Source organism: Rhodococcus yunnanensis NBRC 103083, assembly GCF_001895005.1.
In the GTDB taxonomy this organism is placed as follows: domain Bacteria; phylum Actinomycetota; class Actinomycetes; order Mycobacteriales; family Mycobacteriaceae; genus Rhodococcoides; species Rhodococcoides yunnanense.
Genome location: NZ_BCXH01000014.1, coordinates 173,954 through 184,999 on the forward strand (window position 1 = coordinate 173,954; position 11,046 = coordinate 184,999).

The 11,046-nt window shown below is 63.9% G+C and carries 11 protein-coding genes; 4 read left to right on the top strand and 7 right to left on the bottom strand.

Going from position 1 to position 11,046, the window contains the following annotated elements:
- Window positions 1-164: 164 nt before the first annotated feature.
- On the top strand, window positions 165-593 hold the full coding sequence (locus RY1_RS21035; protein ID WP_084727661.1) for an STAS domain-containing protein: 429 nt from the start codon (window positions 165-167) through the stop codon (window positions 591-593).
- A gap of 65 nt (window positions 594-658) precedes the next feature.
- Here RY1_RS21035 and RY1_RS21040 read toward each other — a convergent pair whose 3' ends face one another.
- From RY1_RS21040 to RY1_RS21065, 6 genes are all read right to left on the bottom strand, one after another.
- Window positions 659-2,245 carry a phytoene desaturase family protein gene (locus RY1_RS21040; RefSeq protein ID WP_072805972.1) on the bottom strand — a complete coding sequence of 529 codons (1,587 nt, stop codon included), beginning with the start codon at window positions 2,243-2,245 and terminating at the stop codon, window positions 659-661.
- Window positions 2,242-2,682 carry an SRPBCC family protein gene (locus tag RY1_RS21045; protein ID WP_072806016.1) on the bottom strand — a complete coding sequence of 147 codons (441 nt, stop codon included), beginning with the start codon at window positions 2,680-2,682 and terminating at the stop codon, window positions 2,242-2,244. The genes RY1_RS21040 and RY1_RS21045 overlap by 4 nt, the downstream gene beginning before the upstream one ends.
- A 192-nt stretch (window positions 2,683-2,874) precedes the next feature.
- Entirely contained in the window at window positions 2,875-3,615 is a 741-nt protein-coding gene (locus RY1_RS21050) for a GAF and ANTAR domain-containing protein (RefSeq protein ID WP_072806017.1), read from the bottom strand.
- A gap of 119 nt (window positions 3,616-3,734) precedes the next feature.
- Window positions 3,735-4,118 carry a universal stress protein gene (locus RY1_RS21055; protein WP_072805973.1) on the bottom strand — a complete coding sequence of 128 codons (384 nt, stop codon included), beginning with the start codon at window positions 4,116-4,118 and terminating at the stop codon, window positions 3,735-3,737.
- Between the two features lie 31 nt (window positions 4,119-4,149).
- Window positions 4,150-5,517: a CitMHS family transporter gene (locus RY1_RS21060; protein WP_072805974.1), complete on the bottom strand. Its 1,368-nt coding sequence runs from the start codon at window positions 5,515-5,517 to the stop codon at window positions 4,150-4,152.
- A 71-nt stretch (window positions 5,518-5,588) separates the two neighbouring features.
- Window positions 5,589-6,575, bottom strand: a complete 987-nt coding sequence (locus tag RY1_RS21065; protein WP_245819820.1) for a Bug family tripartite tricarboxylate transporter substrate binding protein — start codon at window positions 6,573-6,575, stop codon at window positions 5,589-5,591.
- A 119-nt stretch (window positions 6,576-6,694) separates the two neighbouring features.
- Here RY1_RS21065 and RY1_RS21070 point away from each other — a divergent pair, with 119 nt between their 5' ends.
- Window positions 6,695-8,236, top strand: a complete 1,542-nt coding sequence (locus RY1_RS21070; RefSeq protein ID WP_072805976.1) for a sensor histidine kinase — start codon at window positions 6,695-6,697, stop codon at window positions 8,234-8,236.
- Window positions 8,236-8,898 carry a response regulator gene (locus RY1_RS21075; protein WP_174565438.1) on the top strand — a complete coding sequence of 221 codons (663 nt, stop codon included), beginning with the start codon at window positions 8,236-8,238 and terminating at the stop codon, window positions 8,896-8,898. The genes RY1_RS21070 and RY1_RS21075 overlap by 1 nt, the downstream gene beginning before the upstream one ends.
- Here RY1_RS21075 and RY1_RS21080 read toward each other — a convergent pair.
- Window positions 8,819-9,811, bottom strand: coding sequence for an erythromycin esterase family protein (locus tag RY1_RS21080; RefSeq protein WP_218019831.1), 993 nt, complete (start codon window positions 9,809-9,811; stop codon window positions 8,819-8,821). The genes RY1_RS21075 and RY1_RS21080 overlap by 80 nt on opposite strands.
- Window positions 9,812-9,848: 37 nt before the next feature.
- On the opposite strand from RY1_RS21080, the gene RY1_RS21085 reads away from it, so the two are divergent.
- Window positions 9,849-10,592 (top strand): TioE family transcriptional regulator, encoded by a 744-nt coding sequence (locus tag RY1_RS21085; RefSeq protein WP_072805978.1) that lies wholly within the window; start codon window positions 9,849-9,851, stop codon window positions 10,590-10,592.
- The last annotated feature ends 454 nt before the right edge of the window (window positions 10,593-11,046 follow it).

The window sequence follows — 11,046 nt, forward strand, 5'->3', positions numbered from 1 at the left end:
TGACGTAGGGTTGGAACCGGTTGAGCTAACAGCCGTCGGGGGAGACGCCCGAGGCAAGCACGACCGTCAGCGTCACATCGAGATCGTCAGCCGTCCATCGGCTCGACGCGAGTCTGTCGCATTCGAATTGTCTCCCTCCCAATCGATCGACGATGGGATTGGCAATGACTGTTACTCCACAAGGATTGAACGGTGGGCGTCCGACGCGGACGCAACCAGCAAGCAGTAGTTCGGCAAGCAGTAGTTCGGTATCCGTAGCTGAGACCGGAGCGATATTCAGTTCGGCGCCGGCCGGTGAGGGTGCACTCGTCGTCACGGTGCACGGCGATATCGACATGCGTAGTGCGCCGATTCTGGCCGACTACGTGTGCTCGTGTGTCGCCGAGGGTCAGCGTGTGGTGTTCGACCTGTCCGACGTCGGATTCTTCGCTATCGCCGGGCTTCAGGTCTTTGCGGCACTCGACGACGCCGTCGCCGAAGCGGGCACTTCGTGGTGCCTTGTCGAAGGACACCCGGTGTACCGGCTCCTGGAAGCGGCCAACGTCGTGCCTGCCGTCCGAAGGTTCACCTCGGTAGCCTCAGCGCTGGGTTGATTTCAGCGCTGGGTTGATTTAAGCGCTGGGTTGATTTCAGTTCCGCACTTCATCTTTCGAGCACTTCATCGGGTGACCAGTTCGAGCAAAGAACTGGTCACCCGCTTGCGTACGGCGCCGAGCAATCCCTGCTGCCCCAGTGCGGCTCGCGCCGCATTCATCCCTGCAGCTCCGTGAACACCGCCGCCCGGATGGGCGGACGAACTACCGAGGAACAATCCCTCGACGACGGTTTCCGGCCTTCCCAGACCGGGTGTCGGCCGGAAGATCAGCTGTTGCTGGATCTGAGCTGTGCCGCCGTTCACCGCGCCGCCGAACAGGTTGGCATCGGCGTCGACCAGATCGCTCGGTCGTTGCACGACACGCCCGACGACCGACGAGCCGAAGCCGGGTGCGTGCTCCTCGAGCACATCGTGCACACGGTCGGCGATGGTGTCGGCCGACTCGTTGTCGGTCACCCCGCGCGGCAGATGTGTGTACGCCCAAGCACTTTCGGTGCCCTCGGGTGATCGCGACGGATCCGCGGTGGTCATCTGTCCGAACAACATGAACGGACGCTTGGGCAGTACTCCCGTCGTCAGATCGGTCGTCCACCGCAGTAGGCCGTCGTCGTCGGCGCCGAGGTGGATCGTGCCGGCGAGCGACAGGCTCTTCGACCGCCACGGGATCGGCCGATCCAGCGCGTAGTTGATCTTGACGACCGGTGTGTCCCACTCGAAGTTCTCGAGATCCTTCCTGAGCCGGTTCGGCACCGAATCGGCAGGAAGAAGCGTCTCGTACAGCATCGGCGCCGAAACGTCGGCGATGATCGCATGTTTCGCGCGCACGGTGTCGCCCGATGCGGTGTGCACCGTTCTCGCTCGACCGTTCTCGACGCCGATGCGCGTCACTGGACTGTCGCACCTCAGTTCGGCCTTGCCTGCCCGTCGCACCAGCGCTTCGGTCAACCGCCCCGCGCCGCCCTGCGGAACGGGGAACCCGACGTCCTGCGCGAGCATCGTCAGCAGGTACCCCATCGCACCGCTTGCGGGGGCATCCAACGGCGCGTCGCCGTGCATGGCGTTGCCGAGGAGCAGGCAGCGCGCGGCGGTGCTGCGGAACGATTCGTGCGCCATGACGCGGGCCGGGAGTGCCATGAATCGCACGAACCGGAGCAGGTCGGCGGCACCGAGATTCCGCGCGAGCGATGTACCGGCGCGTACCGGCGGAAAGGGGCCGAAGAACGCGTCGAGCAGCGGTTTCTTGATGCGCGTGAATTGTTCGTACAGCGCGAACCAGGCGTCGCCGTCCCGCGAGTCGTACTCGGCCAGTGCTGCGGCAGTGTCGGCGACGTCGTTGTGAACGATCGGGGCATTCTCGTCGAGCGAGGACCGTGCGTGGCCGAACACCGCGGGCGAGCGTAACCACCGAAGGCCGTGCCGTTCCAGTTCGAGTGCGGTGATCGCGGGGGACGAGGCACCGAGTGGGTAGAACGCGCTGAACAGATCGCTGGTGTAGCCGGGAACGAGTTCGGCGCTGCGGACGGCACCGCCCGGTTCGTGTGCCGCTTCCAGGATCACCACGTCCCAGCCTGCGTCGGCGAGCGCGGCAGCGGCGACGAGGCCGTTGTGTCCTGCGCCGATCACGACGGCGTCGGCAGTGGTGATGCTCATGTGGGGGACGACGACCTTTCGGCGAGGAGAGCGAGTCGTTTCAACGCTTCTTTGTTACGAGGATGCACCATCGCATGCTGAACACCGTCGGGGACGAGAGTGAACGGTGGTGTCAGGGCGTGTTCGATCATCTCGATCCGGCACCCGGCGGCGAGCGGATGCAGTCGCAGGGTGATGCTCGCGGTACCGAACGGCAGTGCGCGCGCCTCGAGTCGAAGCTCGCGGCCCTCGTGTACGGCCACCGACCTCGTGTGGTCGCTCAGCACCAGAGGCCACACACCGACCGAGTGATGAATCCGGGTGCCCTCTCCGGGCCAGCGATCGTCCACCGCCCTGATGCGCGACGCACCGACGACCCACGTGGCGTAACTCCACCCGTCGGCGAGAACGTTCCATACTTGTTCCGCCTCGGCGGAGGTTTCCAGTTCGGTCGACATCATGACCCCTCGGATTCGTTGCCTACGGCACAGCTTCTCGACAACTCGTGCATGCCCGTGCACAGCCGAGTCGAAACCGCGGTGGTTTCGGATCAACTCCTATCGGGCATGGTGCGATTCAGGTGCTGGTCTCGCCCGGGCGAGCGTGCATCCAGATCCCGTAGGTTGAAAACACAGCCTGCGGGATCGCCGTCAGAGATCGCGCCGCACCGAATCCACGATTCGCGTGGCGATGACCGACAACTTGACGTTCTCGCTCTGCGACTGCAGCGACAGCACCTCGAATGCGGCATCGGCGTCGACACCGCGCACGGCCATGACGATTCCCTTCGCCTGCTCGATGGCAGCGCGCGTGCGCATCGCCTCGCGCAACCCGTCGAGCTCGGTTTGCGCTTCCTGCGCACGACGAGAGTTCCAGATCGCACTCTCGACCGCCGCGGCGAATACCTTCACCAGGATCTCGTCGGTGTCGGTGAAGCCGTGATCGGTCCAGCTGTAGACGTTCAACGATCCGATCTGCGTGGTATCGACCGAGATCGGAGCCGACAGGACGCTTCGGACACCGACGTCGGCCGCGTCGGCGGCGAACCTGGGCCAGCGAACGGCTATGTCACCCAACCGTGCTCGAATCATCCGGCCGGTCCGCGCCGCGTCCAGGCATGGACCTTGGTTCGAACGGAACTGGTCGGTATCGACGGTGAACACGCGCGAGTCGGTGCACGCCGCCGTCGCGGTGTCCCCGGTCCGCTCGTCCGGCAACGTGACCCCGGCCATGTCGGCACCGGACACCGTGGCGACGACCTGGTTGCACACGCTCTGCAGCAGCGTCTCCACGCGTGCGTGCGAGCGCAGAAGTGCCCTGAACGTTTCCAGCGCAGAATCCGACGACGCGCTGTCCGGGCGCGAGTCATCGACCCGCGACGTGTCTTTCATGTCATCACCGCATTCGTCGAGCGCACTTCTCGTGTGCACTAATGAACCGCCGGCGATGACTTCACCGAATAAGAAATCAAAGCTTAGACAACCCGCGCGAGGCGTCGCGCACCAGGTGGCTACCGCGACTTGACCACGAGGATCTCCACCGGGATCTCCAGCAGGAGTCGCTGCACCTGCTGGCCCATCAAGAACTTGCCCACCGCGCTGCGGTGACGCGATCCGATGACGACGAGTTCGGCGTCCACCGTGTCGATGAGAGCCAGGAGCGTGCTGGTCGCGTCGGGATCGGGTACCGCCGCCTCGATGCGTGCCTCGGGGGCGACGGCACGGACAGCCGCTTCGACCGCGCCGATCTCACGCTCGCGTGCGGACTGCTCGGCCGAGCCGGAGAGCGCGTGCAGCACAACCAGTTCGGTGCCACGCGTGCCGGCCTCGCGGATGCCTGCGGTGAGGGCGCTGCGGCCCTCGTCGGACTGGTTGTGGATGACTGCGACGGTCATGACGACCCTTTCGATTCTAGGTGAGTGAGTGTCAGCCGAACGGAATCTGACCCACGGCGACGCCGACGACCAGCATCGTGAGCGACACGACCGCGGCGCGCCACAGAACCTTCTTGTGATGGTCGGCCAGCGAGACACCCGCCAGGGTCACCAGCAGCAGGATCGCGGGTACGAGGGGGCTCTGCATGTGAACGGCTTGGCCGGTGATCGACGCGCGAGCCATCTCGACGGGCTCGATTCCGTACTGCGACGCAGTTTCCGTCAGTACTGGGAGCACGCCGAAGTAGAACGCGTCGTTGGTCATGAAGAACGTCAACGGCATGCTCAGCACGCCCGTGATGACGGCCAGGTACGGGCCCAGAACATCGGGGATCACGTTCATCAGCCAGGACGCCATGGCCTCGACCATGCCGGTGCCCTGGAAGACGCCGGTCAGAACCGCAGCGGCGAGGACCATTGCGACGACGGAGACGATCGACGACGAGTGCCGCGCGATGGCTTCACCCTGTTCCTTCACCCGGGGGAAGTTGACCGTGAGGGCGATCGATGCCGCGATCATGAACAGAACCGGGATCGGCAGGATGTCCATCACCAGGACAACGAGAAGTGCGGTGGTGAGAATGGCGTTGAACCACAGCAGCTTCGGGCGCAACGTGTCGCGCTCGGGGTCGAGACCGCCTTCCATGAAGCTGCCGGATTCGCCGGTGCCGCCCGTCGTGGGCCGCTTGGCAGATGTGCCGCCGCCGGAGGATGCGGCGTGCACGAGCTCGGGTTCGTAGACGAGCTTTCCGAGCCGCCTGCGTTCCATGATGCCGAGGTGAACGGCGAACAGCAGCACGATGATCAGGCCCGCGATGAGCGAAGGAACCATCGGAACGAACACCTCCGACGGGGAGATTCCCAGCGCCGACGCCGCACGAACCGTCGGGCCACCCCACGGAATGATGTTCATCGTCGCATTGGACAGGCCTGCGACGACCGTCAGAATCACCGGGCTCACACCGAGTTTCAGATACAGCGGCAGCATCGCCGATGTCACGATGATGAACGTCGTGGATCCGTCACCGTCGAGAGAGACGACCATCGCCAGTACCGCGGTGCCGACGACGAGCTTCATCGGATCGTTGCGAACGAGCTTCAGGATGCCCTTGACGAGTGGGTCGAACAGCCCGACGTCGATCATGATCCCGAAGAAGATGATCGCGAAGAACAGCAACGCTGCCGTCGGGGCCAAGGACTTGATGCCGTCGGTGATCATGTCGCCGATGCCGAGTCCGGCACCTGCCATGAGACCGAATGCCACCGGCACCAACGTCAGCGCCACGACAGGCGTTGCGCGCTTGGTCAGGATCAGATACATGAAGACGGCGACCATGAGGAAGCCCAGTATCACGAGCATGGGGGTACTCCTTCTATTTCACGAGCTGGGAAGTTCTTTAAGCGATGCGGGCGGTGTCAGATGCGGACGTGTCAGCTGTGGGCGGAGACCGGGACGGTCTCGTGTACGAACGTCGATTGTTCGTGCAGGAACTCGGCGAAGTCGGAACCGGTCAGAACTGCACTGCGCCAACCGTTTCTGGTGAGAACATCGTGCCATTGCGGCGACGAGTCTAGAGTGCGGATTCGGTCGGTCCACGTGGTGACCTGGTCCGGTGCGAGGCCCGGCGGTGCGAGAAGGCCTCGCCAGTTGGCGAAGACGACGTCGACGCCGGTTTCTCGGGCGGTGGGAGCATCGACGACGGGAATGCGATCGGCCGTGCTGATGGCCAGCGCTCTCACCGTTCCCGCGGAGATCTGATCGAGGTACTCGCTGACGCCGGTGGTGGCGACGTCGACGTCTCCGGTGAGCAGGGCAGGCAGTAGCTGGCCGCCGCCTTCGAACTGCCGGTACGTCGAGGCGGCCGGGTCGACACCGATCGCGCGTGCCAGAAGAATACGGAACAGTCCGTCCGGTCCGCCCTCCACCGAACCACCCGCGAACGTGAGAGCAGCAGGGTTCGCACGCCACGCGGTGACGAGATCCGACATGGATCGCAACGGTGAGTTGGCAGGCACCAGCACCACTTCGGGCTCTTCGAGCAGACGTGCGATGGGAGTGACGTCGGTGATCGAATGATCCGACGGCCTCTCCTCCAGCGCGCCGATGAGGCCGAGGCCCATGACCATGGCGAGATCGGAGTTGCCCGATTCCAGGTTCAGCCTGCCCAATCCGACGACACCTCCCGAACCTGGGAGCACCACGGCGTCGTAATCGACGTCCTTGGTGCTCAAGGTCTGCGCCAGGTTGCGAGCAGTGAGGTCGTATCCGCCTCCCGCATCCGAGGGAACGACGAACCGCACTCGCTCGTTGCCACTCGGGCCTGCGAAAACAGCAGGTTCCGACGCGCATCCGCCCACGAGAACTGCCACCGAGACGCACAAGGCGCTGGCTGCAGTTCGAAGTCTCGTAGCGGGCACCGTCGAAGTACACCTCATTTTGTGACTGGGGTCACCCTTGCGGCCACAGTTTCTTTTGTGTCCATTGTGCTCACGCAGATCCGGGCTGTGCGGCCGAGGAGGCGACGTAGGGTCGTTTCGTGCGAAGAACCACGTTGGCAGCTCAACTCCTGAGGTTACAGCTGCTCATCGTCGTGGTCGTCCTCGTCGCGATCGGCGGATTGTCCCTCGCCCAGTCGTCGGCAGCGTTTCAGCGCGACGCCGGCAGGAGGGCGCAATCAGCGGCGGAAACCCTGGCCGCGAACCCCGTCGTCAGGCAGCTGTTGCCGTCCGCGCAGCCGCGAATCAGGACCGGGCTGCAGAGTGCGGTCGAATCGGTTCGCGCGGTGTCGGGTCTGGACTATGCCCAACTCGCCGACGTCGACGGTTCGGTCATTCTCTCCACCGTGCCCGAGCAGGTGGGATCGACGACGCGCACTGAGTCGGGCGGTTCGTGGGTCGGGCTGACCGATACGACGTCCGGCAAGGCCGTCGAAGCCACCGTGCCCGTGCTCGACGATTCCGGCACGCTCATCGGGGCAGCCGTCGTCGGCGATCGGTACCCGTCGGCGCTCGATCGATTTCTCCAGGCCGCGCCCAACCTCATCGTCTATCTGGCGGTCGCGTCGGTGCTCGGGGGTGTGGGGTCGGTGCTTCTGGCGCGCCGAGTGAAGCGTCAGACACTCGGGATGGAAGCGAGTGAGATCCTCGACCTCGTCGGTCAGCGTGAAGCGATGCTTCGTGGACTCAAGGAAGGCGTGATCGCGCTGGATCCGGCAGGTCGGGTGCTGTTGATGAGCGAGAGCGCACACGAGCTGCTGCACATCGAGTACGGCAGCAAAGGGCGAACCGTCGACGAACTCGGCGTCACCGACCGTCTGCGCGAGGTCTTGCTCCGCACCGTCGACGACGAGATCGTGTTGGTCGGTGACCGAGTGCTCGTGCTGAACACCGTTCCCATCGTGTCCAAGGGGAAAGCCGTCGGCACTGTCACCACGTTCCGCGACCGCACCGAACTGACCGACGTCGAGGAAGAACTCGGTGTGACGAAGACGAGTTCGACAGCACTGCGCGAGCACATCCACGAGTTCGACAATCAGCTGCACACGATCTCCGGGCTGGTTCAACTGCAGGAGTACGACGAGGTGGTGCAGTACGTCGACGGACTGACCGCACGCCGCGAAGAAGTGACATCGGCGGTGACCGACACGGTCTCCGACGTAGGAGTCGCAGCTCTGCTCATCGCGAAAATCGGCGCAGCAGCGCATCGGTCGGTGTCCATCGAGATCGACGAGAACTCTCGCTTGCGTAGCCACGGGGGTGATGTCTCGCGTGACCTGTGCACGGTGCTCGGCAATCTCGTCGACAATGCGGTGCTGGCGTCGTCTGGGCGAGTGAGGATTTCGCTCGTCGAAGACGAGGATTCGCTCGAGATTCGAGTTCTCGACAACGGTACCGGTGTGCCGGAGGCCGACGCCGAGAAGATCTTCGAACAGGGCTGGAGTTCGAGAGGTTCGGCGAATACCGGGCACGGTTTCGGGTTGGCGCTGGTGCGTCTGGTGTGCAGACGACGCGGCGGAGATGTGTCGGTCGGGTCCGATGGTGAATGGACCGTGTTCACGGCAGTGTTGAGGGAGAAGTAGTGATACGTGTACTGGTGGTCGACGACGACTTCATGGTCGCCAAGGTCCACTCCGGATTCGTCGGCAAGACAGAGGGATTCGAGGTGTGCGGCGTAGCGCACACACCCGAGGCGGCAGTCGAAGCGGTGTCGGTGCTGCGGCCGGACCTCGTGCTGCTCGACGTCCATCTGCCCGGGGCGAGTGGGTTGGATCTGATCGGGGTGTTCCGGGAAGCCGTGCCCGACCTCGACGTCCTGGTCATCACCAGTGAGCGTGAAATGGCGTCGGTGAAGAAGGCGCTACGGAGCGGAGCGGTGCACTATCTGATCAAACCGTTCAAATTCGCTGTGCTGCAGGCGCGGTTGGATCAGTACCGCACCACGAGGCAGAGCCTCGTCGACATCGACGAAGCCGAACAGGCAGCCGTGGACAAGGCTTTCGGTGTGACCGGTACCGAGAACGACCTACCCAAGGGTCTCAGTCGGGTGACCCTGAATCTGGTTGAGGAAAAGCTGCGCGAAGTGACCGAACCCGTCTCCGCAACCGAACTCTCTGAGAGGGCAGGCATTTCCAGATCCAGTGCACGACGGTACCTCGAATACCTCACGGGGATCGGTCGGGTCGACGTGTCTCTGGACTACGGAAACGTCGGTCGGCCGGAGAGGTTGTATCGGCGTAAATAGCGTAATCGTCGTTCAGCTGGGCTTTCACTAGTGCGCCTGCGCTCCACCATTCGATCGGACCGTCCCATGTCGGCATCGAGCTGAGCTGTTCCTGCAGGTGGGCGTTGTGCGCGTACACGAACGTCGGAGCCTGTTCGGCCAGGGCAAGTAGATTGGCCGCCATCATCGAATCGCGCAGCGCGCACAGGCGCGCCATCCGCGTCTGCCGGGACGACGACGTGTCCGCCATCCAGTAGTGATAGCGCAGTAGGCCTGTGGCAGAGCGTGCGTGCAGGCGTGAGCGGTTCCACTGGTGGCGTGAGGTTGCAGCGATCAGGTGCGGTGTCTGCATGTCGAGGAGGGCCGCGAGGTCGTCGGCGAGAAGCCTCAGGCTGACGGCCTGAGCGCTCTGTCCTACGGACTGCGACGGGTCCAGCATTGCGTTCGGTTCGGTCCACTGGTCGTCGGAGCCCAGCAGCGTAGTGAGTTCTTCGGCAGCGCAGGGCAATAACTCGGGATCGACCTCTGCGGCAAGATACGAGTGCAACGCAGTCATCGCGTGTGTGGGGCTCGCGGCGGCGGCCATCTCGAGCGGCGCGTCGAAGCCGGCAAAACGGAGCATGTCGTCTTCTGATTTTCCGTCGTTGTGCTCGCGCATCCAACGTACGAGTTCACCGTTGGCCGCGTATTTTCCCCATCCGTGGCTGAAACCACGTTCCATCGCGTCGTCGAATGTGCCTGTTCGGGCGGTGACGTAGTCGTCCACAACGAGGCCCATGATGCAATCGCTCTCCAATGCGATCGTTCGGTACCGCTGCTGTTCGACAAGCTGTCGGAAAGTTTCGTTTCGCCGATCGAGTAACGACTCGTCGTCGTGCGTCGGTTCGCCCATCGCAACGATTCGTGGATCGCGAGGGTTGTGGGGTGCGGACATACATTCGACAGTATCGTTGAACATACGGTTGAGACTTATGGGCGGAAGTGCGGCGATATCGGTGAAGAACCCTCGAACCAGTATCGGGACGCGACCCGCCGATCTCGCCCGTGAACACAATCTGTCCACGCAGGCCGTCAGAAACTACGAGGCCGAGGGGATTCTCCCGCCAGCCACCCGCACTCCGCACGGGTACCGCACCTACACGCCGCTGCACGCGCTGGCGTTACGTGCTTTCCTGGCCCTTGTTCCCGGCCACGGTCGTCAGGTGGCGTCGTCGATCATGCGGGCGGTCAACGACGGCGCCGACGCGGAGGCGATGTTACTGATCGACCGAAGCCATGCTCGGCTTCTTCGGGATCGAGAGACGCTGGCGGCAGTGGAAAAGGCTCTTGCTCATGTGGATTCGGGTACGTCGGTCTCGCCTGCGCGTGCCGATGTGTTCATCGGGCCACTTGCCCACCGGCTCGGTATTCAGCCTGCGACACTGCGTAAATGGGAGCAGGCGGGTCTGGTGTGTCCCGGCCGGGATCCTCACACCGGATACCGCGTCTACGCCGCGGCGGATGTACGTGACGCCGAACTGGTCCAGCAGCTCAGGCGAGGCGGGTATCTGCTCGAACAGATTTCGCCGGTCATCGCCGAGCTCCGCGCGGCCGGGGGAGTGGAGCAGCTCACCGGCCTCCTGGGCCAATGGCACGCCCGGCTCACCGGTCGCGGACGCGCCCTTCTCACCGGCGCTGCCCTGCTCGACGCATATTTGGTGGCTGTGGATCCGTGAGGTGGGTGCGTGTGTGCTTGCGTTGATGCTGTCGTACACCGGACTGACGATGACCTCCATTGCCCGCTTCCCTTTCGTATGGGCGGGGCGACTGGACACACCGTGCGCACCATTCACAAGCGCTTCGGCGAGCGTCGGATCCGCGCGATTCAGTTGCGCTGCTCGTGGACGAACCCCACGTGTCTTGTGAGTGTTGCTGCGCTGCTTGGTGATTCAGATTTCAATTCTTGCCGGTTGGCGTGTGGTCGGGTAGTGTAGAACGTATGTTCGATACGGGGGTTTCAGCGAGTGGTTCGACTGTGGGTTCGGCTGCAGCCTTGTCTGGCGCGTTGGACTGCGGTGGGGCTGCTGGTGGTGGTGTGTATGACTGGGATGGGTGTGTGGCGGGGTTGGTGGGGGTGTCGGCGCGGTGGCGGGTGGCGGAGAATGTGGCGCGGGCGAGGGTGGTGGAGGC

Excerpts from the sequence above, each read along its gene's own strand:
- RY1_RS21035 (WP_084727661.1), top strand. The coding sequence starts at position 165 with ATGACTGTTACTCCACAAGGATTGAACGGTGGGCGTCCGACGCGGACG.
- RY1_RS21085 (WP_072805978.1), top strand. The coding sequence starts at position 9,849 with ATGGGCGGAAGTGCGGCGATATCGGTGAAGAACCCTCGAACCAGTATC.
- RY1_RS21045 (WP_072806016.1), bottom strand. The coding sequence starts at position 2,682 with ATGTCGACCGAACTGGAAACCTCCGCCGAGGCGGAACAAGTATGGAAC.
- RY1_RS21055 (WP_072805973.1), bottom strand. The coding sequence starts at position 4,118 with ATGACCGTCGCAGTCATCCACAACCAGTCCGACGAGGGCCGCAGCGCC.
- RY1_RS21080 (WP_218019831.1), bottom strand. The coding sequence starts at position 9,811 with ATGTCCGCACCCCACAACCCTCGCGATCCACGAATCGTTGCGATGGGC.
- RY1_RS21040 (WP_072805972.1), bottom strand. The coding sequence starts at position 2,245 with ATGAGCATCACCACTGCCGACGCCGTCGTGATCGGCGCAGGACACAAC.
- RY1_RS21050 (WP_072806017.1), bottom strand. The coding sequence starts at position 3,615 with ATGAAAGACACGTCGCGGGTCGATGACTCGCGCCCGGACAGCGCGTCG.
- RY1_RS21060 (WP_072805974.1), bottom strand. The coding sequence starts at position 5,517 with ATGCTCGTGATACTGGGCTTCCTCATGGTCGCCGTCTTCATGTATCTG.